The 20,943-nt window shown below is 71.3% G+C and carries 21 protein-coding genes; 10 read left to right on the top strand and 11 right to left on the bottom strand.

What is annotated here, in order from left to right:
* The first annotated feature begins 29 nt into the window (after positions 1–29).
* Together ACIRL2_RS48380 and ACIRL2_RS48375 are read left to right on the top strand one after the other, a co-directional pair.
* Entirely contained in the window at positions 30–782 is a 753-nt protein-coding gene (locus ACIRL2_RS48380) for a class I SAM-dependent methyltransferase (protein WP_402241695.1), read from the top strand.
* A 117-nt stretch (positions 783–899) separates the two neighbouring features.
* A complete protein-coding gene (locus ACIRL2_RS48375; RefSeq protein ID WP_402241692.1) occupies positions 900–1,460 on the top strand; it encodes a DinB family protein in 561 nt (186 codons plus the stop codon).
* 133 nt (positions 1,461–1,593) lie between these two features.
* Here ACIRL2_RS48375 and ACIRL2_RS48370 read toward each other — a convergent pair whose 3' ends face one another.
* Positions 1,594–2,451 (bottom strand): hypothetical protein, encoded by an 858-nt coding sequence (locus ACIRL2_RS48370; protein WP_402241690.1) that lies wholly within the window; start codon positions 2,449–2,451, stop codon positions 1,594–1,596.
* 726 nt (positions 2,452–3,177) lie between these two features.
* Between ACIRL2_RS48370 and ACIRL2_RS48365 the strand changes: the two genes are divergently transcribed.
* Positions 3,178–3,789 carry an aminotransferase class V-fold PLP-dependent enzyme gene (locus ACIRL2_RS48365; RefSeq protein WP_402241689.1) on the top strand — a complete coding sequence of 204 codons (612 nt, stop codon included), beginning with the start codon at positions 3,178–3,180 and terminating at the stop codon, positions 3,787–3,789.
* A 190-nt stretch (positions 3,790–3,979) separates the two neighbouring features.
* Positions 3,980–4,234: a SelB C-terminal domain-containing protein gene (locus ACIRL2_RS48360; RefSeq protein ID WP_402241686.1), complete on the top strand. Its 255-nt coding sequence runs from the start codon at positions 3,980–3,982 to the stop codon at positions 4,232–4,234.
* An 82-nt stretch (positions 4,235–4,316) separates the two neighbouring features.
* On the opposite strand, the gene ACIRL2_RS48355 is transcribed toward ACIRL2_RS48360, so the two are convergent.
* Positions 4,317–4,778: a VOC family protein gene (locus ACIRL2_RS48355; RefSeq protein ID WP_402241684.1), complete on the bottom strand. Its 462-nt coding sequence runs from the start codon at positions 4,776–4,778 to the stop codon at positions 4,317–4,319.
* Positions 4,775–4,996, bottom strand: a complete 222-nt coding sequence (locus ACIRL2_RS48350; RefSeq protein ID WP_395864901.1) for a hypothetical protein — start codon at positions 4,994–4,996, stop codon at positions 4,775–4,777. Before ACIRL2_RS48350 ends, ACIRL2_RS48355 begins: the two co-directional genes overlap by 4 nt.
* A gap of 62 nt (positions 4,997–5,058) precedes the next feature.
* Between ACIRL2_RS48350 and ACIRL2_RS48345 the strand changes: the two genes are divergently transcribed.
* The gene (locus ACIRL2_RS48345) at positions 5,059–6,189 is read left to right on the top strand and encodes a WYL domain-containing protein (RefSeq protein ID WP_402241766.1); all 1,131 of its coding nucleotides are present in this window, start codon (positions 5,059–5,061) and stop codon (positions 6,187–6,189) included.
* Here the strand turns inward: ACIRL2_RS48345 and ACIRL2_RS48340 are convergent.
* Both ACIRL2_RS48340 and ACIRL2_RS48335 read right to left on the bottom strand, forming a co-directional pair.
* The gene (locus tag ACIRL2_RS48340) at positions 6,167–6,529 is read right to left on the bottom strand and encodes a hypothetical protein (RefSeq protein WP_402241681.1); all 363 of its coding nucleotides are present in this window, start codon (positions 6,527–6,529) and stop codon (positions 6,167–6,169) included. The two genes, ACIRL2_RS48345 and ACIRL2_RS48340, sit on opposite strands and share 23 nt — an antisense overlap.
* A gap of 117 nt (positions 6,530–6,646) precedes the next feature.
* Positions 6,647–7,330 carry a TetR/AcrR family transcriptional regulator gene (locus tag ACIRL2_RS48335; RefSeq protein ID WP_402241678.1) on the bottom strand — a complete coding sequence of 228 codons (684 nt, stop codon included), beginning with the start codon at positions 7,328–7,330 and terminating at the stop codon, positions 6,647–6,649.
* Between the two features lie 93 nt (positions 7,331–7,423).
* Between ACIRL2_RS48335 and ACIRL2_RS48330 the strand changes: the two genes are divergently transcribed.
* Entirely contained in the window at positions 7,424–8,140 is a 717-nt protein-coding gene (locus tag ACIRL2_RS48330; protein WP_402241675.1) for an NAD(P)-dependent oxidoreductase, read from the top strand.
* A gap of 27 nt (positions 8,141–8,167) precedes the next feature.
* On the opposite strand, the gene ACIRL2_RS48325 is transcribed toward ACIRL2_RS48330, so the two are convergent.
* Both ACIRL2_RS48325 and ACIRL2_RS48320 read right to left on the bottom strand, forming a co-directional pair.
* The gene (locus ACIRL2_RS48325) at positions 8,168–9,340 is read right to left on the bottom strand and encodes a cysteine desulfurase family protein (protein ID WP_402241673.1); all 1,173 of its coding nucleotides are present in this window, start codon (positions 9,338–9,340) and stop codon (positions 8,168–8,170) included.
* A 16-nt stretch (positions 9,341–9,356) separates the two neighbouring features.
* Complete coding sequence (locus tag ACIRL2_RS48320; protein WP_395864892.1) at positions 9,357–9,806, bottom strand: Lrp/AsnC family transcriptional regulator; 450 nt, start codon at positions 9,804–9,806, stop codon at positions 9,357–9,359.
* Between the two features lie 252 nt (positions 9,807–10,058).
* Between ACIRL2_RS48320 and ACIRL2_RS48315 the strand changes: the two genes are divergently transcribed.
* The gene (locus ACIRL2_RS48315; RefSeq protein WP_402241670.1) at positions 10,059–10,985 is read left to right on the top strand and encodes an SMP-30/gluconolactonase/LRE family protein; all 927 of its coding nucleotides are present in this window, start codon (positions 10,059–10,061) and stop codon (positions 10,983–10,985) included.
* 129 nt (positions 10,986–11,114) lie between these two features.
* On the opposite strand, the gene ACIRL2_RS48310 is transcribed toward ACIRL2_RS48315, so the two are convergent.
* The 3 genes from ACIRL2_RS48310 to ACIRL2_RS48300 all read right to left on the bottom strand — a co-directional run bounded on the left by ACIRL2_RS48310 (position 11,115) and on the right by ACIRL2_RS48300 (position 13,181).
* Positions 11,115–11,762, bottom strand: a complete 648-nt coding sequence (locus tag ACIRL2_RS48310) for a DsbA family protein (protein ID WP_402241667.1) — start codon at positions 11,760–11,762, stop codon at positions 11,115–11,117.
* Between the two features lie 37 nt (positions 11,763–11,799).
* Complete coding sequence (locus ACIRL2_RS48305) at positions 11,800–12,153, bottom strand: antibiotic biosynthesis monooxygenase family protein (protein WP_402241664.1); 354 nt, start codon at positions 12,151–12,153, stop codon at positions 11,800–11,802.
* Between the two features lie 290 nt (positions 12,154–12,443).
* On the bottom strand, positions 12,444–13,181 hold the full coding sequence (locus ACIRL2_RS48300; RefSeq protein WP_402241663.1) for a hypothetical protein: 738 nt from the start codon (positions 13,179–13,181) through the stop codon (positions 12,444–12,446).
* A 430-nt stretch (positions 13,182–13,611) separates the two neighbouring features.
* Here ACIRL2_RS48300 and ACIRL2_RS48295 point away from each other — a divergent pair, with 430 nt between their 5' ends.
* A complete protein-coding gene (locus ACIRL2_RS48295) occupies positions 13,612–14,337 on the top strand; it encodes a TetR/AcrR family transcriptional regulator (RefSeq protein ID WP_402241764.1) in 726 nt (241 codons plus the stop codon).
* Positions 14,334–15,773 carry an MFS transporter gene (locus tag ACIRL2_RS48290; protein ID WP_402241660.1) on the top strand — a complete coding sequence of 480 codons (1,440 nt, stop codon included), beginning with the start codon at positions 14,334–14,336 and terminating at the stop codon, positions 15,771–15,773. Before ACIRL2_RS48295 ends, ACIRL2_RS48290 begins: the two co-directional genes overlap by 4 nt.
* 273 nt (positions 15,774–16,046) lie before the next feature.
* Here ACIRL2_RS48290 and ACIRL2_RS48285 read toward each other — a convergent pair whose 3' ends face one another.
* Complete coding sequence (locus ACIRL2_RS48285; protein ID WP_020554951.1) at positions 16,047–16,253, bottom strand: cold-shock protein; 207 nt, start codon at positions 16,251–16,253, stop codon at positions 16,047–16,049.
* A gap of 661 nt (positions 16,254–16,914) precedes the next feature.
* On the opposite strand from ACIRL2_RS48285, the gene ACIRL2_RS48280 reads away from it, so the two are divergent.
* Positions 16,915–20,943 (top strand): biotin carboxylase N-terminal domain-containing protein (locus ACIRL2_RS48280; RefSeq protein ID WP_402241658.1); only part of this gene is annotated, 4,029 nt, incomplete at its 3' end.

The raw sequence follows: 20,943 nt of genomic DNA, 5'->3' as shown, positions 1-20,943 counted from the left end.
GGTCGACTCGGAACGAAGGATCGAGAGCCTTGACCGACGCAACCGTTCACTACGACCGACTCCTGGCCGAGCAGTACACCTGGATGCTCGGCGACGACATCGAAGCACTCGCCGCCGGACAAGCCGCGCTGCTCCGCGGCCTGGGCGTGCTGCCCGGGCCTGCTCCGGGCGTGGCCGTAGACCTGGGATGCGGCCCGGGCCAACAGACGCTCGCCTTGGCCCGCGCCGGCTTCGCGTCGGTCGTCGCAGTCGACAGCAGCAAACTCCTGCTGGCCGAACTCGCCCGGCACACAGGGGACATCGCCGGGATCGTCCCGGTCCACGCCGACATCCGCGGCGTGCTTCCGCAGGTCGCCAGACCCGGGACCGTGGACCTCGTCGTGTGCATGGGCGACACGCTTCCCCACCTGCCGAGCAGGGCCGACGTGACGGCGTTGCTCGCCGACACCGCGCGTGCCCTGGCCCCGGGAGGCCGGTTCGTGGTCACCTATCGCGACCAGTCCCGACCCCTGCACGGGACGGACCGGTTCATCCCCGTACGCGGCGACCGGGATCGCGTGTTCACGTGCTTCCTGGAGTACGTCGACGAGGACACCGTCATGGTCCACGACCTCCTGCACACCCGGAGCGGGGACACCTGGAGCCTGCGGGCCGGCAGCTATCCCAAGCTGCGCATCGCCTCGGACTGGCTGAACGAGCAGTGCCGGCGGGCAGGGCTGGAAATACGCGACGACACGACGGGCCCGCGAGGCATGCGCATCCTGCACGCCGTCAAGACCTGACCTCGGCCTCGGCCCTGCGACTTCGCCGACAAGGCGCGGTGCCGAGCCCCCGCGTTCCTTGGTCTCCGAGTCCCCGACAACTCCTATGCCCGACCGGGCAGATCGTGATGGCCGACCATGACGGACACGACCGATCCGAGCAGACGAGGCGACCTATTCGTGGGCGTCGCCGCCAACCGGCGTTTCGACGGCCCCACCACGGGGGGCGAGTTCGGCATCCTGACCGACATCCTGGCCGCCCAGCGCGCGACCCTGGAACTGAAGTGCTCCGGTCTGGGCCCGGAATTGGCCCGGCGATCCGTGGAACCCTCCACCCTCTCCCTGCTCGGCATCGTGCGCCACCTCGCCGACGTGGAGCGGCGCTGGTTCCGCCGGGTGCTGGCCGGCCAGGACGCACCGGCCCGGTTCTCCTCGCGAGCGGATCCCGACGGCGACTTCGACGGCGCGGCGCCCGACTCCGCGATCGTCGAGGAGGCATGGCAGGCCTGGCGTACGGAGGTCGCCTTCGCCGAACGCTTCACCACCGAGGCGCCCGACCTCGACGTCGAGGGCGATGACGAGTGGCGCGGAACGGTGTCCCTGCGTTGGGTACTCGTGCACATGGTCGAGGAGTACGCGCGCCACAACGGCCACGCCGACCTGCTCCGCGAACGCATCGACGGAGCAATCGGCCTGTAACCCGGGCCGGGACCGGCCCGTCGTACCCGCGCGTCCCTCGACGCCGTAGCCGGACGCACGGCCTCGCGAAATGACGTTGCCTGGGGGCGACGTCGCGGCGTGCCCGGAGGTGGATCCCGGGACGCCGCTTCGGTCAGGAGCGCACGGCCGCCTGGAGTTTGCCCACCTGGGTGCGGGCCAGGGTCTGGTTGGGCTGGACCGCCTTGGTGCTCTCCAGGTCGACGGTCGATACGAGCACGAGGTGCGATCCGACCCGCACCAGCAACAGGCCGCTCGCTCCCGCCTCGGGGTCCTGCGCCGTCACCGCGAGGGACTCGTCGCCCAGGGCGGGCCCGTTCGCCCGGGTGTAGGCCATCGTGGTGCGCGTGCCCTGCTCGTCCCTGGTCGTGATCGTCGAGCACGCGGCGAGAGCGGCGCGGCCCTTGGCCAGTAGATTTTCCGCCTGGCCCGGGCTGAAGGCGTACAACTCGACGATGTCGACGCGGCTCGGCATCGGGTCGGCCGGGGTCGAGTCCGCGGACGTCGCGGCCTTGATGGCGGCCAGGGGCGCGGGCGTGCCGTTGCCGGGCAGCATGAGGTCGACGAACGGCTGGCATTCGGGCCGCTCGGCGGTCTCCTTCCCGCCGAGGACACGGGGGTTGGGAACGTCCTTGGTGTAGTCCGCTCCGGTGTTCATCTCCGGCTGCGTCACCACCACGGAGGAGAGTTGATCCTGCGTCAGCACCCGGCCCGCCGATCCGGTCGACCCGCCGCCGCTCGACGGATTCGGCTTGGCCGAGGGCGACGTGGCGTTCGCTGTGCCGGAGCCGTTCGAGTCGGCGGGGCCGGGCGCCTGGGACGGACCTGGCCCATCGGCCGCGGCGCCCGTCGTGACGACCCCCTTGGCACCCTTGTCGTCCGTTCCGGAGTCGGAGTCGCACGCGGACGCGAACAACAACGGCACCGACGCGGCGACGGCAAGGGTCGCGAGACGAAATCGTGCGCTGCGCATGTGCCGAGTTCCCCCATGGGTCGATCGAGAGCACGAGTCTTCCGCCGCTCGCGGACCGACGAAAGATCGCATCCCGATCCCGAGGGACCCTTGCCCGAAGGCGAGGGACCCCGAGGGATTCGACGGTACGCCGTCGGCCGAGTCCGGGGCATCGGTAAATGGCCGGCGCGGGTCCGGACGCGGCAGGAGGTTGTGCAGTGTCGGGGCCGACGCGAACCTGGCTGTGCTCGCGCCGTTTGCTCATGGAGGGACCTGCGACGACCGGTGACGCATCCGAGCCGTCCGAGCCGTCCGAGGGTATCCAGGGCGTCCAGGGCGTCCAAGGCGTCGGTGTCGCCCGGACCCCGACCCGAGGTCCGTATCGGGGCCGGCGTGCTGCACGGCAGCCGGGAGGCGGGTGTGGCGGTCTTCCGCGGCATCCCGTTCGCCGAGACCTCCCGCTGGATCCGGAACGACCACACGTTTTCGGTAGTGCCGTTGCTCGGGACATAGCCCAGGGGCGGTGGTGCCATGACGTGGTCTGTCCGCTTCGGACAGCGACCCGGAGCGTTGCTTCGGGCAGCGACCCCGGAGCGGTGGTTCCCGGGCGTTGGCCCCGGGCCCGATCCTCGCTTCCGGGGTCGGTGGTAGCCCGGCTCCGGGGTCGCGAGTCCCGATCAGCGCAGCGCGATCGTGACTCCCGGGCGCGCGGGCACGAGTTCGCCGATCACGGGGTGGCCGGGGATTTTGTCGCTGGCCACGCTCGGCTGTCCGGTGGTGGTCGACATCGGCTCCGGATTGCTCTCGCCCGAACCGCTGTTGCCCGACGAACCCGACGCGGCGTCCATGGTGCGCGCGGGAGCGACGCTGGTGACCGCGAGCGGTGACAAACTCCTCGGCGGCCCGCAGGCAGGGCTGCTGTTCGGGCACGCCGACGTGATCGCCGCGCTGCGCGCGCACCCGCTCGCCCGCGCCCTGCGCGTGGACAAACTCACCTTGGCGGCCCTGGAGGCGACCCTGCGCGGGCCACGCCCACCGGTGACCGCAGCCTTGCACACCCGGGCCCGGGAACTCGCCATGCGGTCATGGGACTTGGCCGGCGCACTGGAGGCGGCCGGGGTGCCCGCGCACGTGGTCCAGGCCCAGGGCCGGGTCGGCGGCGGGGGAGCGCCGGGCGTGGCACTGGCATCCTTCGCCGTCGCGCTGCCGCACGAACTCGCCGGGCCCTTGCGCATCGGCGAACCCGCGGTCGTGGGACGGGTCGAGAAGGGCCGCCTGCTGCTCGATCTGCGCTGTGTTCCGGCGGACCGGGATCCGGATGTGATCGCGGCGGTCGTACGCGCGCACAAGGAGGCGTGAGGTGCGGGTGCGAGTCCGGGGCCGGGCGATCCCGCTCGTGCGCGGGTCCACGGGGCCGTCGCGGGTCGTTCGCGGCCCGCGACGCCCGGGCGCGGTCCCGCGCCCGCGCGGGAGGCTGTGAGATGCGGGTGGTTGCCACGGCGGGGCATGTCGATCACGGGAAGTCCACGCTGGTGCGCTGGCGGCCTCGGTGCGCGCCGGCGCGCTGTTCCGGGCCGCCGACGCGGTACTCCTGCTGCCCGACGCGCCGCGGGAGGCGATGCGTCGGCCGGCCGTACTGGAGCAGCCGTTCACCGTCGCGCGGGCACGGGCCGCGCTGCACACCACCCGCCGGGTGGCGATACCCGTCCTGGAACACCTGGAGCGCGCGGGCCGGATCCGCCGCCTGCCGGACGATCGCCGGACCGTGGTGCGGGTCGACGGGCCCGAAGCCGCGCCCGGGTAACCACGGGAGCGCCTCGTGCCACCGCCGGCCGGCCCGACCGCAAGGGCGGCCGAGCCGGCCCCCCGACCGCGGTCGGGGCGGGTCAGTCCAGGCAGAACTCGTTGCCCTCGGGGTCGGTCATCACGATGTGGCCGCTGCCCAGCGGCGGAGCGGGCTCGTGGCGCTGCACCCGGGCGGCCCCCAACGCGACGAGCCGGGCGCACTCGGCCTCCAACGCCGCCATGCGCTCCTCACCCTGTAGTCCGGGAGACACCCGCACGTCGAGGTGCACTCGATTCTTGGCGACCTTGCCCTCGGGTACCTGCTGGAAGAACACTCGCGGACCGTTTCCGTCCGGGTCCTCGAGCGCCGACCGGGTGTTGCGCTGGTCCTCGGGCACGCCGATCCGCGCGAGGAACTCGTCCCACGCGGCCAGCGGGTCGGCCCCCTCGGGCAGGTCGACTCCGGGCGGGCGGGGGATGACATAGCCCAGCGCCTCGCCCCAGAAGGACGACAGCGCCGCCGGGTCGTGGGCGTCGAAGGTCACCTGGATGTGGCGGCTCATCGGGTTGCTCCGTTCGTGGCGGGTCGGATGTGCGAATGGAGGTCGCGCGGCAGGCGGACCTCGGACGGGCGGTGGATCGGCTCGCGGTGCATGTGCGGGACCGGATCGGCCATATTCGCCTCGGCGAGGCCGTCGAACCGGGTTCGGAGCCGGCGGTTCCAGTGGGCCTCCCACTGCTCGCGCGGCGTCCGGTTCCAGTCGATCTCGTCTGCGTCCATGGACCCACCCTGACACCATAGGCGGACAGGATCTGTCCGCCATGGCCGGCAGGGTGTTCGATATGGACGTGGCGCGCGGTGACGAGCGGGGTACGACGGAGCGGGTGCTCACGCTGCTCGGGCTGCTTCAGCAGCGCCGGGCCTGGTCCGGTCCCGAGCTCGCCGACCGCCTGGGGGTCACCGCGCGTACGGTGCGGCGCGATGTCGAGCGGCTGCGGTCGCTCGGCTATCCCGTACATGCCGGCCAGGGGGTCGGCGGCGGTTACCAACTCGGCACGGGCAAGGACTTGCCACCGCTGCTGCTCGACGACGAGGAGGCGATCGCCACCGTGGTCTCGCTGATCGCGGGTGCGGGCGGCGCGGGTCGTGCCGGTGGTGCGGTCGTCGGGTCCGGTGAGGCCGCGCTGCGGGCGCTGACCAAGCTCGACCGGGTGTTGCCCACCCGGCTTCGGCACGAGGTGCGTGCGCTTTCCGGTTCGGTGGAGTCGTTCGGCGCAGGCCGCGCATCGGTCGACCCCGAGGTGCTCATGACGCTGGCCAGGGCCTGCCGTGACGAGGTCGAGGCCGGCTTCGACTATCCGACCGGGAGTTCGGGGGGATCCGGGGGTGCCGGGGACACGGGGAGTTCTCGAAACTCCGGGAGTGGGCTGCGCCGGCGGCGGGTCGAGCCCTACCGCCTGGTCGCCTCCGACCGGCGCTGGTACCTCCTCGGCTACGACCTCGATCGCGACGACTGGCGCAGCTTCCGGGTCGATCGCATGACCGCCGTGTCCGCCCGCACCTGGCGGTTTCGGCCGCGCGCGGCGCCGGACGCGGCGGCGTACGTGCAGGAGGGTGTCGCGAGTCGGGTCTACCCGCACCGGGCCCGCTTTCTCGTGCACGCTTCGGCCGACACGGTGCGCGCGCAGATCTCGGCGTCGGCGGCTGTGGTGCGACCACGCGGAAGCCGGCGCTGCGAGGTGCTCAGCGGCGCCGGCAACCTCGACGTCGTGTTGATGCACGTACTCCTGCTCGGGCACGACTTCGAGATACTCGACCCGGCGGAGCTGGCGAGTCGTTGTCGCGTGCTCGCGGAGCGACTACTGGCGGCCGGCGCGACGCTCGCACCCGAGCCGGACTCGGATCCGGAGAACGACCCGAACCCGGATACCGACCCGAACCCGGGCTCGGCTACGTCTTCGCCCGCACCGTGATGCTCGCGGTGCCCGTGGCACTGTGCGCGGTCACCAACCAACATTCCGGCCCGGGCACTTCGACGCCCATCGGCAGGGCGCCGGGCAGTCCCTGAGCGGTCGGGGCGAGTTCGGCCCGACCGACGCCCCGGGTTTCCGAGACACCCCGGACGGTCACCGTGGGAGCGGATGATTCCCCTACCCACAACGGGTACTTGCCCGCAGAGCCTTCCTCGCGCTCGGACAACAGGTCGCCCCAGTGGCCGGTGTTCGGGGCGTAGAACCAGATTCCGCCGCCGCCCACGACGCGGGGCGAACCCGCGTCGTGGAGGGCTTGGGGCAACCCGGCATCGGTGGGCACGACGGCATCGTCGCACCCCGCCGATTGCCTTCCCCGGTCCCCGTTCCGAGCCGGCGCGCCGAGCACCAGAAAGCGCGGTGCTGAGCCGGTTTTTCACGGCGCTGCGGGGGACAGGCGCTATTCGCCCATGACTTCGTCGGGGCGCAGGGCGTCGAGGATGAGGGTGAGGCCGAAGGTGAACTCCTCGGCGTAGTCGTATCCGGGTTCGAGGGCCTGTTCGGTGACGAGTTCGGTGAGGTGGGGGTAGGTGTCGGCGGGCATCTCCCGCAGGATGGCGCCCGCGACCTCGTCGAACTCCGCGGAGTCGCCGAACGGCAGGCTCGATTCCTGGATCACGAAGCCGTACACGTAGCTGTCGATCAGCGACACCGCGTGCGCGGTCATCCGGACGGAGAACCCTCCGGCGCGCAATGCCCCGATGACGGCGTCGTGGTGGCGCAGCGTCGCGGGGCCGGGTCGGGTGCGAGAGTCCAGCAGGGGGACGGCCCACGGATGGCGCCGGAGTACGGAACGGGCGGAGGACGCTCGCAGGCGCATGGCGCTCTTCCAGTCCGTGTCGCGCGGTGGCAGGTCTATCTCTCCGAACACCGCGTCCACCATGCCGTCGAGCACGTCGTCCCGGCCCGCGACGTGGTGGTAGAGCGACATTGCCTCGACGCCCAGCGGTTCCGCGATGGCGCGCATGGTGAGCGCTGCCGAACCCTTTGCGTCCGCGACCGCCACCGCCGTGCGGATCACGCGCTCGCGACTGAGCGGCGTGCGCGCCGAGGCCCCGCGCCGGCGCTTGCCTTCCTCGCTCATCCGCTCCTCCTTTTGCTTCTGTTGACTACCTTACAACATAAGGCTAACTTACCTTACAACATAAGGTCGTCATTTCGACGAAGGGGCCGCGCCATGGGCACGGATCGAATGAAGAAGGTCTGCATCGTCGGAGCCTCGGGGAAGCTCGGGCAGTACATGGTCCGGCAGGCGTTGGACCGCGGCTACGAGGTGGTCGGCGTGTGCCGCGAGCGCAGCGTGCCGAAGCTGGCCGCGTTCGACGGCCGGATCACCGTCGTCCCCGGGCCCACGAACGACCCGGAGGTGATCCGGCGGGCGGTCGCCGGCTGCGATGGGGTCCTGACGGTACTGGTGCCGTGGGGCGTGCAGCAGTACGCGTCGGGTACGGCGCAGGCGGTGCTCGATCACGCGCGGCCGGGCGCTCGCCTGGTGTTCTCCTGCGGCTGGCACATCACCCGCGACGGCAAGGACCGGTATTCGCGGATGTTCACGATGGGCGTCCGGATCGCCGGCGTGTTGGGCAAGCTCGTCCGTGCCGTCGAGATCGACGACCAAGTGGAGGCGTGCCGCCGGGTGTTCGAAAGCGACACCCGGTGGACCGTGGTGCGCGGCAGCACCCTGAAGGAGGGCGACAGTCAGGGACTGCCCGTATGGAGCCGGCACGTGGGCGACCCGGTATTGGCCAGCGACCTGACCCGCCGGGTGGACTTCGCACTGTTCATGGTGGAGGCGCTCACCGACGACACGCTCGTCCGGGAGGCCCCGGCGATCGTCGGCTGCCGCACTCCCAGCGCCCTCGCGCACAGCGGGCGCGCCCAGGGGCAGGCATAGCACCGACAACGGTCGGCCGGATCGACATCACGGTGTGCCCGCCGCGTTGATCAGGGCGGTCGCGGCGGTGCTGACGTCCTCCGGTGTGGTCCATCGTCCGAGGGACAGCCGTAGCGCGCCCAGTGCGCGTTCCGGGGCGATGCCCATCGCGGTCAGGACCGGGGAGGGGGTGTGCCTGCCGCTGTGGCAGGCCGAGCCGGTGGACGCGGCCAAGCCCGGGGCGGCGGCCAGGAGTTCGTGGCCCAGGGTGCCGTCGATGCTGATGTTGAGCGTGTTCGGCAGGCGCTCCTTCGCGGGGCCGTTGAGGTGTACGCGACCGGGCAGCGCGGTGGCCAGGCTGCGGTGCAGGTCGTCGCGCAGCGCCGCGATTCGGGTCGCCGCGCCGTCCGCGAGTTCGGTCGCCGCGATGTCCGCGGCCGTGCCCAGGGCGACGGCCAGGGCGACGTTCTCGGTGCCCGCGCGCAGGCCGTGCTCCTGGCCGCCCCCGTAGACCACCGGTTCCAGGGCGAGCCCCGCGCGCACGTACAGGGCGGCCGTGCCCTTGGGCGCGTACATCTTGTGCCCGACCACGGTCAGCAGATCCACGTCGAGGTCGCGCACGTCGAGGGGGATCCGGCCGGCCGCCCGGGCGGCATCGCAGTGGAACAGCGCGCCGTATTCGTGCGCCACCGCGGCGAGTTCGGAGACGGGCTGGAGGGCTCCGGTCTCGTTGTTGGCGGCCATCACCGACACCAGGACGGTGTCGGCGTCCAGCGCCGCGGCCAGTCGGCCGGGATCGACCAGTCCGGCTGCGTCGACCGGCAGATACGTCACGCGTACGCCGTGCAGACGCTCGAGCGCGCGGCATGTCTCCAGGACCGCCGGGTGCTCGGTGACCTGCGTGATCACGTGCGGCCGCGCGGCCTCGGAGGCCAGGACCGCGCCGCGGACGGCGAGTTGATCGGCCTCGGAGCCGGAACCGATGAACACGATGCGCTCGCCATCCGCTCCGAGCAGGGCCGCGACCCTGGCGCGTGCCGCCGCCAGGGCCGCACGGGGTTCGTCGGCGTAGGGGTGATCGCTGGAGGGATTGCCGAACCAGTGGGTCAGGAACGGCCCCATCGCGAGCACGACACGCGGGTCGACCGGGGTGGTCGCGTTGTAGTCCAGGTAGATGGGTCCGTCGGCGAGGGCCGGGCCGCCTCGCGCCGTTCCGTTCATGGCATCTCCCTTCTGCTCAGGAGCTCGTGTCGCCCGTGGGGATGGAGCGTTCGAAGAAGGTTTCGAGGACCATCGTGGCTTGTGTGCTGCTGACGCCGGTGATGGCGTGGATGCGGCGCAGGACGTCCTGCATCGCCGCGGTGGAGCCGGTACGGATCTTGAGGAGGATCGAGGCCGTCCCGGCGATCACGTGTGCCTCCTGGATCTCCGGGATGGCCGCGAAGGACGGTGCGGAGTCGCCCATCCATGCGACCGAGTCGACGGTCACGAAGGCCAGGACGTCCAGGTCCACCGCGACCGGGTCGACGTCGACGGTGGTGCGGCGGATGACGCCCGCCGCCCGCAGCTTGCGTACCCGCTCGTGTGCGGCGCCGGCGGACAGTCCGACCTCCTTGCCGAGTTCGGCGTACGTGCGCGTCGCGTCCTCCTGAAGCAGCGCCAGCAGACCCCGATCGATGTCGTCCATTGCGGTTCCTCCGTTGTCGCGCCGATCGAGGGGGCTCGATGGTAGCGAGCCGTGTCGGGGCCGCCGTGACCGCGTGTGGCCGGCCGCGATCGTTGCCGACCGGGACGCCGCCGAGCCCGGGTGCCCGGGTTCGCCCGTACGAACCCGCAGGTGCGGAACGGGTTCGGCGAGGTCTTGACGCAACTGAAGCATATTCTGTAATCATGATGATCGATAGGATGATGTTCAGTGGCGGCGAGGAGTTGCGAGACGATGTCCGACGCACAAACCCCGATCTACGACATGATCGACGAACGTTTCCGCACCGGGCGATGCATGAACGGTGACGACCGGCTGGAGACGCTCTATTCGGGTGGCCGCTGGTCGGAGGGCCCGCTGTACTTCCCCGCGGGGCGCTTCCTGATCTGGAGCGACATCCCCAACGACCGCATGCTGCGCTGGGACGAGACCAGCGGCGTCGTCAGCGTCTTCCGTTCGCCGGCCGGACACCCCAACGGCAACACCCTCGACCGCGAGGGCCGACTGGTCACCTGCGAACAGGGCAACCGTCGCGTCACCCGTACCGAACACGACGGCTCGATCACCGTGCTGGCCGACCGCTTCGGGGGCAAGCGGCTGAACAGCCCCAATGACTCCGTCGTGCACTCGGACGGCTCGATCTACTTCTCCGACCCCGACTTCGGCATCACCAGCGACTACGAGGGCCATCGTGCGGAGAGCGAGATCGGGGCGACCAACGTCTACCGGATCGACCCGCTGACCGCCGAAGTACGCCTGGTCGCCGACGGGTTCGCCGGCCCCAACGGGCTGGTGCTGTCCGAGGACGAGCGGCGGCTGTACGTCTCCGACACCCGGGCCAACCACGTGCGCGTCTTCGACGTTCGTGCGGACGGGACGCTCTCGGACGGCGAGGTCTTCGTCGAATGCCGCCCCGGTGACGGCCGGTTCGACAACATTCGCTTCGACGACGAGGGCCGTCTGTGGGTCGCCGCGATGGCCGACGGCGTGCACTGCTACGCCCCCGACGGCACCCTCATCGGCCGTATCCGCACCCCCGAGCCCGTCGCCAACATCACCTTCGGCGGCCCCAAGCGCAATCGGATGTTCCTGGCCGCCAACACCTCGCTGTACTCCCTGGTCGCGGCCGTCACCGGCACCCCACGGTTGCCGAAGCGCTGATCGGGCGGCGCGTACGTGCGGCGTGGGGGCGTCTGGCGCCGAACCGACGCGGCGGGGCGAGGGGTGTCGGCACAGGGTTGCCGCACGCCTCGCCCCGCCGCACTGTCGGCCCCCGGGCGGCCCGGCCCGTCAGTCGGCGGCCTCGACGCGTGCTGCCGGCACGGCCTCCTCCAGCAGGGCACGGAGTCGAGCCGGAGGTTGGATGCCCGAGGTCGGGGATCGCCCGTCGATGACCACCGACGGGACGCCGGTGATGCCCAGAGCCGTGGCACGGGCCTCGTCCGCTCGTACCTCCCGGGTGTAGGCGTCACCGTGCAGCAGGCGGCGGACATCGGACCCGGGCAGTCCGGCCGTGGTGCCCAGGTACGCCAGGACCTCCGGGTCGGCGATGTTGCGACCCTCGGTGTGGTAGGCGTGGAACAGGCTTTCCACGACCGGGTCGGCCAGGTTGTGCTCGGCGGCCAGGTACACCAGGCGGTGCGCGTCGAACGTGCTCACCGGCCGGGCGAGATGCAGGTTCAACTCCAACCCTTCGAGCCTGCCTTCGGCGCGGATGTGCTCGATCCGCTCGGCCGCTCGATCGCCCCACCACGTCACCATCGCCTCGGCCGCCGTCGGGCCGGGCACGCGGCCGGCATCGGGGGCGAGTTCGCGGCTTCGCCAGATGATCCCGACGAGCGGGCCGCCCTCCGGCAGGCCCCGCACGGCCGCTTCGACGCGTCTCTTGCCGATGAAGCACCACGGGCACAGGACGTCTCCGTAGATCTCGACCTTCATGGCCGGCCCTCTCTCCTGGACGGTGGCCGATTTCGGGCTATTCCCCGGTCCGAGGGCCCACTTCGCGCACGACGGTGTAGGTGGGGGCCCCGGTCATGCGCGGTTCGGCCCGGCCGCCGAGTGCTTCCACCGCCTTCCCGATGGCGGCCATCCTGCCGTCGGTGTCGGAGTTCTCGACGAAGTGGCGGTAGTCGGCCTCGCTCGCCCAATGCACGATGTTGTACACCCGCGTCCCGTCGGTGCTCACGTGGAAGCGGGCCGAGCGGTAGCCGGGGTAGAAATTGACCCACTGTTCCTGGATCTCGGCGAAGGCATCGACGAGTTCGCTCTGCGTGGCGGGGCCGTCGACGGTGTAGTCGATGATCGAGTAGAAACCCTGGTCGGTGCTCATGTCAGTGCTCCTGATACCGGCTGTTCGAGTGGAGTGGGGTGGCGACCCCCGATCGGTATTCTGGAACTTCAAGTTGGGTTGAGGTCAAGCGTGATCGTCGAGCCCGGTCATCGGGTGACCGGCTTCACGCACGACGCCGACGTCGCGCACGCGGTACCGACCAGGCCGTCGCCGCGACCACGACCAGGCCCGCCACGGCGATTCCCGTCCGGCGGATCGTGGGAGAGGCGCCCGTGCCGCGGCCGGGCGAGGTCGTGCGGACGATCGGCAGCGAACGTGTCGGCGGGCCGCTATGGCATCCCCGGTGCGGACACGCCGGTCCACCACCAGGATTCCAGCTCGTCGCCGTCGAGTACCCCGGCCGGTGGGCGGTCCCCCGGCGGCACGTCGACGGCGAGCGCGTGTGTGCGGCGTACGATGGCGCGCAGTTCGCGGACAGCGGGCATCTCGGCCAACTCCTCGACGTCGAACGGGCAGCCGACGGGGCCGTCCAGGAGCATATGGCAGCCCAGCGAGTACCACATGGCGATCAATTCCCGGTCGCCGTGCTTCTCGGCGGCGACCGCGACCTCGCGGACCACGTCGATCAACGGGACGGGCCGCGGCGCCGCCGCGTCCGGGCCGTCCAGCAGGCCGGACTCCACCATGCGCCGCCACAACTGCGAGCCCGCGTCGCAGTACAACAACGGCGGATCGACGTAGCCGTCCTCGAGCCAGGAGGCGTAGCCGTCGAAGTCGTCGTGCTCCTCCGCGTCGTCGGGGTAGGTGCGCAACCCGGTGAACTCGCGCAGCGCGTCGAAATAGTCCTGCCGTTGCGGGTAGTCCGGGTGCCGATCGAGGGGAAAGGCGTAGCTGAACCGGCGGCGCAGCAGGATGTCCATCACCCGGAAATGGGTGAACGAGCAGTCGAACCCCTCCTGGAAGCCGTACAGCACGGCGAACCAATCGCGCAGGCGCGGCTCGTCCGGTCCGTGGTGGGCGTCCAGGACCCTGATCGAGTCCGTCACCAGATCCTCGATCTCATGCATCGACACCGCGAACTCCCGCTTCTCGATTCGTCGTCCCGCCGGGTGCGTGGTGGAGGGACCAATTGTCTCGGCCGGGATTCCACCACGCCGAGCCGACACCCTCGCGCGCGGACGCGAAGGTCGCTCACCCCGCGAGCGGGAGGCCCGGTGTGCGGAACACCCGGTGCTCGGCGTCGATCGCGAACACCCCGCCACCGTCAGCGACTTCACGTAGGCCTGGCTGGTCGTGGTCGCCCCCGAGGCCGAGTCCACGTCGGCGCTCTGCGCGACCAGGGTCTCCTGGACGAGTTGCGACCGGCCGCGTCGGCCTCGGGGCCGATGGCCCTGCGGAAGGCATGAGGCCCGGGGACCCGCACCCGGGACCCGCACCTCGGGGACCCGCACTCGTAGACACTGTCTACGGGTGTGGTAGACACTGTCTATGGCAGACATGGCACGCGAGGAATCGCTTCGGGAACGGCTGATCGACGTCGGCGTGGAGGTCGTGACGACCGATGGGATCTCCGCACTGGGTCTGCGTGAGATCGCCCGCCGGGCAGGGGTGTCGCACGGGGCCCCGCGCAGATACTTCGCCACACATCACGCGCTGCTCTCGGCGATCGCCCGGCGCGGCTTCGCGGACCTGAGGACCCGGTTCGAGGCCGCGATCGCCGCCGGAGCGTCGCCGCGCGACCGGTTGGCGGCGCTCGCGCGGGCGTATGTCGGGTACGCGCTGGAGCAACGCGGCATGTTCGAGCTGATGTTCCGACACGACCTGTTGGACAGCGAACGGCACGGATCGGAGCAACCGCGGCTCCGGGAGTCCACCCTCCCGCTGTTCGAGATCATCGTCGGGCTCATCACGCGGTGCCGGACGGAGCAGGAGAAGGACGCGCGGCGCGGCGGCGCACCGAGCAACGCCGGGCCGGTTCCGTCGCCGGCGGTGACAGCCGCGGCGCTCTGGTCGAACCTGCACGGCATCGCCCAGTTGTGGGCCTGGGACAGCCTGCAACTCGCGCTCGATACCACGTCGGCGGGCGGCGGATCCGGACGAGGACCCGAAGGAGGACCAGAGGGCGGATCCGCGGTCGGCCCCGAAGTCGGCCCCGACCGCGGACCTCTCGATCTGCTCGTCAGGGCGGCCCTGGACGCTCACCTCGGCCCGGCGACCGCATGACCGAGAACACGAGGCGACACCTCGCGCTCGCCGTCAGCGTGGCCGGCGCGATGATCGTCGCGCTGGACGGCACGGTCCTGCTCGTGGCGCAGCCCAGCCTCCAGCGCGGCCTCGGCGCGAGTGTGGCGCAGGTCCAGTGGACCAGTACCGCCTACCTGCTCGCGGTGGCCGGACTGCTCGTCATCGCCGGACGCCTGGGCGACCGGTACGGACACCCCCGACTGATGTTCATCGGCGTACTCGGCTTCGGCGCCGCCTCGGCCGGCATCGCGCTCGCGCCGAACGTCGGCTGGGTGATCGTCCTGCGGGCGGTCCAGGGGGTGTTCGGCGCACTTCTGCAACCCGCCACCCTCGCCCTGCTGAGGTTGACATACACGCCGGATCGCCTGGGTACGCCGGTCGCCATCCGTACCGGCGCGATCGGGATCGCCGCGGCGGCCGGGCCCCTGCTCGGCGGCGTGCTCGTCGAACAACTGGGCTGGCGCGCGGTGTTCTGGATCAACGTGCCCGTCGCACTCGTGATCGCCGCGCTCACCCTCGCCCTGCGAGTGCCGACACCCGCGCGTACCGGGTCGCAGCGGCTCGACCTCGTCGGTGCGGCCCTGCTCGCGAGCGCGCCGGCGATCCTGGTGCACACGCTGGCCGAGGTTCCGACGCGCGGATGGACCGCCGCGCCGACGTGGCTCGGGTTCGCGGTGGCCGCGGGCGTCGCGGTGGTGTTCGTCGTGCACGAGCGTCGCGCCGCGCATCCCATCGTGCCCTTGGCGGTGGCCCGCTCCATACCGGTGACGGCATCGATGGTGCTGCTGCTGGTCGTCAGCGGCGGCATGTTCGGGGCCCTGTTCGTGAGCACGTTCTTCTTTCAGGGCGTGCTCGGGCTCGACGCGCTCGACACCGCTCTGCGGGTGCTTCCGCTGACCGCGCTCATGGTCCTGGGCGCACCCGTCGCCACCGCCGCGCTGCGCCGATACGGAGCGCGGCACACCGCGATCGCCGGCGTCGGCCTGGTCGTCCTCGGCATCGCGGCGTTGTCCCGGATCGATCCCGGCAGCACATGGATCCTCACGGAGGCGGCCTTCGCCGTGCTCGGCGCGGGGTTCGCCGCCGTGATGGTCACCGGCACCGGGACCGTCGTCGGCGACGCGCCGCCCGGGTACGCCGGGGTCGTCGGCGGACTCAAGCAGACGGCGATGAACGTCGGTCCGACCCTGGGCATCGCGGTCGCCGCCGGCGTCATGCTGCCGAAGTCGTCCGGCGTCGGGCCCGCGAGCGCGATGCCCGCCCCGACGATGGGTCCGGCTCTGCTGACCCTGGCCGGACTCGCCGCCCTGGGTCTGCTGCCGGCGTTGCTCCTGCCCCGCACCCGGCCCGGTCCGAGGAACGACACGTCGGTCTCGGCCGACGAGCGTGTCCACACCGCCGACCGACCGGCGTGAAGTCCCGGGCCGAGTCCGGCGATTGCTCGTCGAGTCGAGCGGGCGGCGGTCTCCGTTTCCCTGCGGAAACGTCTCCGATGAACGGAGATCTCGGTAGGTATGCCACCGGTGGGGGCACCCCGACCCTCGCGTGACCGCGCGCCCGTACACGTGGCATGTGCTGCCCCGTCGTCGTGGCCGCCGCGGTCGGGCACGCGGGCGGCTCGGGCGGGAAAGCGAAAGCGGGACCCGCGGCCTTCACGGCGCGGGTCCCGCAAGGGATATCGAAGGGCGTCAGGCGGGAACGATGTTCTCCGCCTGCGGGCCCTTCTGGCCCTGGGTGACGTCGAAGGAGACCTTCTGGCCTTCCTGGAGCTCGCGGAAACCCTGGGCGGCGATGTTCGAGTAGTGGGCGAAGACGTCCGGGCCGCCGCCGTCCTGCTCGATGAAGCCGAAGCCCTTTTCCGCATTGAACCACTTCACGGTGCCGGTGGTCGCCATGTCATTCTCCGTCTTTCGGGGGCAGTGCCGGAATGCGATGTGCGATTCCGTGTTCGCCGCAAGGAGCCCACCCGGAGATGACCGGCCAAACAAAAAGTGCACCCACGGATCACGCCCGTCAGGTGCACATAAAGTTCATGAGGACCACAACTGCAACTGGAATCAAGATAGCACGGAAAGCGACCAGACCACGGCGGAACGTCGCTCGACCCGCCCGCGCCGGCGCGCGACCCGGCGGGGGAGGGCCGCCGAGCCCACGTGCCCGACATCGCGCCACGGCCGCGGCGCGACATCGCGCCACGGCCGCGGCCGACCGGACCGACGAGTCGACGACGGGCCACATGACCCCCAACGCGGCCACTCGTACGGGGGTTGCGCGGCTCGGCCGAAGGCGAGGGCCGAGGGTGGGGCCGAAGACCGGGACGAGCGACGCTGCTCCGAACGGATGACGGCCAATCAGGCAATCATCAAGCCGGATCCGAGGGCACCCGTCGTGTGGGTGATCGGGGCGCGCGGTGCCGAGGACCCGCTACGAGGTGCGGTTCGGGTGCGGCGGAGCCTGCCACGAGGACCCTCACGCCCGCCCCGGTCGGGCCGCGGCGCGTGACGGTCGGTGGTCGTTCGGCACACCCCGTCACCTGTAGCGTGCCCCGTCTGCGATATGGCCACGGCCGCGGGACGGAGGTCGTCACCGCCGGGCCCCCCTGTCGCGGCGCGCTCATCGTCGGTTCACAGGAGGGTCGTTCGGGTGTTCAGTCGTGTCGCCATCGTCAACCGTGGTGAGGCCGCGATGCGGCTTGTCCACGCCGTCCGGGAACTGGCCGCGGAAACCGGGACTCGGATCGAGACCGTCGCCCTGCACACCGACGTCGACCACGCGGCCACCTTCGTGCGCGAGGCCGACCTCTCCTACGATCTCGGCCCCGCCTCGGCCCGCCCGTACCTCGACCATGCCGTCCTGGAGCGGGCGCTGGTGGAGACCGGGGCGGACGCCGCCTGGGTCGGCTGGGGCTTCGTGGCCGAGGACCCGGCGTTCGCCGAGTTGTGCGAGCGGATCGGCGTCGCCTTCGTCGGCCCGAGCGCGGAGGCGATGCGCCGGCTCGGTGACAAGATCGGCGCGAAGCTGATCGCCGAGGAGGTCGGCGTCCCGGTCGCGCCGTGGAGTCGGGGCGCGGTCGAGACCCTGGACGCCGCCCTGGCAGCGGCGGCCGAGATCGGCTACCCGCTGATGCTCAAGGCCACCGCGGGCGGTGGTGGGCGCGGCATCCGGGTGGTCACGAGCGAGGCGGAGCTGACCGACGCCTACGAGCGCACCAGCCACGAGGCCGCGCGCGCGTTCGGCAGTGGCATCGTCTTCCTCGAGCGCCTGGTCACCGGGGCCCGGCACGTCGAGGTCCAGGTGATCGCCGACGGGCAGGGCACCGCGTGGGCGCTCGGCGTCCGCGACTGCTCGATCCAACGGCGCAACCAGAAGGTCATCGAGGAGTCCGCCTCGCCGGTCCTCGGCCCGGAACAGACGGCCGAACTCAAGGCATCGGCCGAACGACTGGCCATCGCGGTCGACTACCGCGGCGCGGCCACCGTCGAGTTCCTGTATCACCCCGGCGACAAACGCTTTTCCTTCCTCGAGGTCAACACCCGCCTCCAGGTCGAGCACCCGATCACCGAGATCACCACCGGGTTCGACCTGGTCAAGGCGCAACTGCGGGTGGCATCCGGGGCCAGGCTCGACGGCGGGCCGCCCGCCGAGCGCGGGCACGCCATCGAGGCCAGGTTGAACGCCGAGGACCCCGACCGCGACTTCGCGCCCTCCCCGGGCCGCATCGCGCGACTGGACCTGCCCGCCGGACCGGGCATCCGGGTGGACACCGGCGTCGGCGAGGGCGACACCATCCCGGCCGACTTCGACTCGATGATCGCCAAGATCATCGCCCACGGCCGCGACCGAGACGAGGCCCTGGGCCGACTGCGCCGGGCGATGGCGCAGACCACGGTGATCATCGAGGGCGGCGCGACCAACAAGAGCTTCGTACTCGATCTGCTCGACCAGCCCGAGGTGATCGACGCGAGCGCCGACACCGGCTGGATCGACCGCGTGCGTGCCGAAGGCAGGCTCGTCACGCGCCGGCACTCCGCCGTCGCGCTGGCCGCCGCCGCGATCGAGGCGTACGAGGAGGACGAACGCGTCGAGCGCCGACGGCTGTTGTCGACCGCGTTCGGCGGACGCCCGCAGGTGCGGCACGAGAGCGGCCGGCCGCTCGACCTCAAGCTGCGCGGCGTCGGCTACCGGGTACGCGTCGCTCGAGTCGCCGCCCACCGGTTCCGCGTCGCCATCCAAGCGGGCGACGACATCCGAACCGCCGACTTCGAGCTCGACCGCTTCGACCGGCACACCGGCCAGATCATCGTCAACGGCACCTCCTACCGCCTGCTCACCGACACCCACGGGCCGATCCACCAGGTCGAGGTCGACGGCGTCACCCACCGGGTCAGCCGCGACGAGGGCGGCGTGGTCCGCTCGCCCGCGCCCGCACTGGTGGTCGCCACGCCGCTGGCGGTCGGGGCCGAGGTCGAGTCGGGTGCACCGATCCTGGTGCTGGAGAGCATGAAGATGGAGACGGTGCTGCGGGCGCCGTTCAAGGCGCGGCTGAAGGAATGCGCCGTGTCCGTGGGCAGCCAGGTGGACACCGGAGCACCGCTGCTGCGACTGGAACCGCTCGCCGACGACAGCGCCCGAGCCGAGGACACCTCGTCCGCCGAATCCGTCGAACTGGACCTGCCCGCCGCGCCCGCGACGATCCCGACGCAGGAGCGGGTCACCCGCGGCTGCGAGGACCTGCGCGGCCTGCTTCTGGGCTTCGACGTCGATCCGCACGACGAACGCCGGGTCCTGGACGACTACCTCGCCGCGCGCCGGGCGGCCGGCGAGGAGGGCCACGGGCGACCGTTGGCCGCGGAACTCGAACTCGTCGACATGTTCGCCGACCTCGCCGAACTCAGCCGCAACCGCCCGGCCGGCGAGGACGGCCCCGGCGACGGCCACGTACACAGCGCCCGCGAACACTTCCATACCTATCTGCAAAGTCTCGACGCCGAACGAGCCGGACTGCCCGAGGCGTTCCGGGCCAAGCTCGCCAAGGCACTGGGACACTACGGCGTCACCGGGTTCGAGCCCTCGGCCGCGCTCGAGGCCGCGGTGTTCCGGATCTTCCTCGCCCAACAACGCGCGTCCGCCGACGCTTCGCTCGTGACCACGTTGCTGCGCGCGTGGTTGCGCGACCCGCCGCCGGACGAGACGCTGCGCGAGCCCGCCGGGTTGGTGCTGGAGCGGCTGGTGGCCGCCACGCAGGTGCGCTTCCCGGCGGTCGCCGATCTCGCGCGCGGCATGGTGTTCGCCTGGTTCGCCCAGCCGTTGCTGCGCCGCAACCGCGCTCGCGTGTACGCCGACGTCCGCAAGCACCTGCGTCACCTGGACGCGCACCCGGACACACCGGACCGCGCCGAGCGCATCGCCGCGATGGTGCGCAGCACCGAGCCGCTGGTGCGGCTGCTGGGCCGGCGGCTCGTGCGCGACGACCGGGACAACACGATCATGCTGGAAGTGCTGACTCGGCGGTACTACGGCAACAAGGCTCTGATCGGCGTGCGCACCACCGAGGTCGCGGGCTGCAAGTTCGTCGTCGCCGAGCGCGCGAGTTCACACCTGGTCTCCGCGGCGGTGCGGTTCGACGCGCTGGGCGGTGCGCTGCGCGGGTTGGCGAGACTGGCGGGCGAGGACGCCGTCGAAGCCGACATCTATCTCGCCTGGGAGAAGCAGCCGGCGGATTCCGAGGAGATGGCGGCGGCGCTGCACGAGGTCCTCGACATGCACGCGCTGCCGAACCGGGTCCGTCGACTCACCGTCACCGTCGCGGGCAGCCGGGGCGCGGTGATGCACCACCACTTCACGTTCCGCCCGTCCGGCACCGGGATGGTGGAGGAGCGACTGATTCGCGGTCTGCATCCCTACATCGCGCAGCGCATGCAGTTGGAACGGCTGAGCCGGTTCGACCTCACCCGCCTGCCGTCGTCGGACGAGGAGGTCTACCTCTACCAGTGCGTGGCGAAGGAGAACCCGTCGGACGACCGGCTCGTCGCCTGCGCCCAGGTCCGAGACCTGACCGAACTGCGCGGGCACGACGGCAGGTTGCTCGCGCTGCCGACGGCCGAGGACGTCTTCGCCACCTGCCTCGACTCGATCCGCCGCGCGCGGTCGCGGCGGTCGACCACGAAACACGCCAACACCAACCGGATCGTGATCTACGTCTGGCCGCCGAGCGAGATCACCCGCGCGGAACTGGAGACGATCGCCGGACGCGTACTGCCGACCACGGCGGGCGCCGGCCTGGAGGAGATCCTGTTCATCCTGCGGCAGCGCGACCGCAGGACCGGTGAACTGAACAAGATTGTCGTACGGATCACCTTCGACGCCTCCGGCGGCACCGAACTCACGGTCGGCGAGCGCACGGTGGAGCCGGTGGAGCCGGTCGACGACTACCGCCAGAAGGTGCTGCGCGCGAGTGGCCGCAACACCGTGTATCCGTATGAACTGGTCCGCCTGCTCGCCGGGACCGATGGCGGCTTCGTCGAGCACGACCTCGACGAACACGGCGCGTTGGTGCCGGTGGACCGGCTCAGGGGCGGCAACACC

The sequence above is a fragment of the Embleya sp. NPDC127516 genome, assembly GCF_044765325.1.
Classification (GTDB): domain Bacteria; phylum Actinomycetota; class Actinomycetes; order Streptomycetales; family Streptomycetaceae; genus Embleya.
The sequence above is the reverse complement of the archived record's forward strand: the minus strand, read 5'-3'. Positions and strand labels throughout refer to the sequence as shown.

Excerpts from the sequence above, each read along its gene's own strand:
- ACIRL2_RS48375 (WP_402241692.1), top strand. The coding sequence starts at position 900 with ATGACGGACACGACCGATCCGAGCAGACGAGGCGACCTATTCGTGGGC.
- ACIRL2_RS48370 (WP_402241690.1), bottom strand. The coding sequence starts at position 2,451 with ATGCGCAGCGCACGATTTCGTCTCGCGACCCTTGCCGTCGCCGCGTCG.
- ACIRL2_RS48355 (WP_402241684.1), bottom strand. The coding sequence starts at position 4,778 with ATGAGCCGCCACATCCAGGTGACCTTCGACGCCCACGACCCGGCGGCG.
- ACIRL2_RS48350 (WP_395864901.1), bottom strand. The coding sequence starts at position 4,996 with ATGGACGCAGACGAGATCGACTGGAACCGGACGCCGCGCGAGCAGTGG.
- ACIRL2_RS48345 (WP_402241766.1), top strand. The coding sequence starts at position 5,059 with ATGGACGTGGCGCGCGGTGACGAGCGGGGTACGACGGAGCGGGTGCTC.
- ACIRL2_RS48335 (WP_402241678.1), bottom strand. The coding sequence starts at position 7,330 with ATGAGCGAGGAAGGCAAGCGCCGGCGCGGGGCCTCGGCGCGCACGCCG.
- ACIRL2_RS48330 (WP_402241675.1), top strand. The coding sequence starts at position 7,424 with ATGGGCACGGATCGAATGAAGAAGGTCTGCATCGTCGGAGCCTCGGGG.
- ACIRL2_RS48325 (WP_402241673.1), bottom strand. The coding sequence starts at position 9,340 with ATGAACGGAACGGCGCGAGGCGGCCCGGCCCTCGCCGACGGACCCATC.
- ACIRL2_RS48320 (WP_395864892.1), bottom strand. The coding sequence starts at position 9,806 with ATGGACGACATCGATCGGGGTCTGCTGGCGCTGCTTCAGGAGGACGCG.
- ACIRL2_RS48315 (WP_402241670.1), top strand. The coding sequence starts at position 10,059 with ATGTCCGACGCACAAACCCCGATCTACGACATGATCGACGAACGTTTC.
- ACIRL2_RS48310 (WP_402241667.1), bottom strand. The coding sequence starts at position 11,762 with ATGAAGGTCGAGATCTACGGAGACGTCCTGTGCCCGTGGTGCTTCATC.
- ACIRL2_RS48305 (WP_402241664.1), bottom strand. The coding sequence starts at position 12,153 with ATGAGCACCGACCAGGGTTTCTACTCGATCATCGACTACACCGTCGAC.
- ACIRL2_RS48300 (WP_402241663.1), bottom strand. The coding sequence starts at position 13,181 with ATGCATGAGATCGAGGATCTGGTGACGGACTCGATCAGGGTCCTGGAC.
- ACIRL2_RS48295 (WP_402241764.1), top strand. The coding sequence starts at position 13,612 with ATGGCACGCGAGGAATCGCTTCGGGAACGGCTGATCGACGTCGGCGTG.
- ACIRL2_RS48290 (WP_402241660.1), top strand. The coding sequence starts at position 14,334 with ATGACCGAGAACACGAGGCGACACCTCGCGCTCGCCGTCAGCGTGGCC.
- ACIRL2_RS48285 (WP_020554951.1), bottom strand. The coding sequence starts at position 16,253 with ATGGCGACCACCGGCACCGTGAAGTGGTTCAATGCGGAAAAGGGCTTC.